This is a genomic window from Kluyvera chengduensis (assembly GCF_044197065.1).
GTDB lineage: Bacteria > Pseudomonadota > Gammaproteobacteria > Enterobacterales > Enterobacteriaceae > Kluyvera > Kluyvera ascorbata_C.
The window spans coordinates 1-632 of the sequence record NZ_JBIQOI010000024.1 but is presented as its reverse complement, the minus strand read 5'-3'; the positions used below and the strand labels follow the sequence as shown (position 1 = coordinate 632).

At 47.8% G+C, this 632-nt stretch carries 2 tRNA genes and 1 rRNA gene; all 3 read right to left on the bottom strand.

Features of this window, described 5'->3' with window-relative positions:
* Positions 1–283: 283 nt before the first annotated feature.
* Positions 284–359 (bottom strand) — tRNA-Ala (locus tag ACH1XZ_RS23185).
* Between the two features lie 42 nt (positions 360–401).
* A tRNA-Ile gene (locus tag ACH1XZ_RS23180) sits at positions 402–478 on the bottom strand.
* A 69-nt stretch (positions 479–547) separates the two neighbouring features.
* A 16S ribosomal RNA gene (locus tag ACH1XZ_RS23175) occupies positions 548–632 on the bottom strand; the annotation flags it as partial.

Here is a 632-nt window from a genome sequence, read left to right as displayed (position 1 = left end):
TATCGCAGATTAGCACGTCCTTCATCGCCTCTGACTGCCAGGGCATCCACCGTGTACGCTTAGTCGCTTAACCTCACAACCCGAAGATGTTTCTTACGATCCATCATCGTGCTGCAAAAATTTGAGAGACTCAAACACACCTCAGTCTGTTCTTATTACGGAGAACAGAGTTCAGTGTGCTGTTTCAATTTTCAGCTTGATCCAGATTTTTAAAGAGCAAAACTTCGCAGTGAACCTTTTCAGGTACACTCTGAAGTTTTCTTGGGTTTGTTGCAGTAAAGGATGGTGGAGCTATGCGGGATCGAACCGCAGACCTCCTGCGTGCAAGGCAGGCGCTCTCCCAGCTGAGCTATAACCCCATCGCAAAATGCTAATCTCTGTACCGACAATTCTTGCGAATTTGGTAGGCCTGAGTGGACTTGAACCACCGACCTCACCCTTATCAGGGGTGCGCTCTAACCACCTGAGCTACAAGCCTGCAGAGATTTTTACTGCTAATTTTCATCAGACAATCTGTGTGAGCACTTCAAAGAACGCTTCTTTAAGGTAAGGAGGTGATCCAACCGCAGGTTCCCCTACGGTTACCTTGTTACGACTTCACCCCAGTCATGAATCACAAAGTGGTAAGCGCC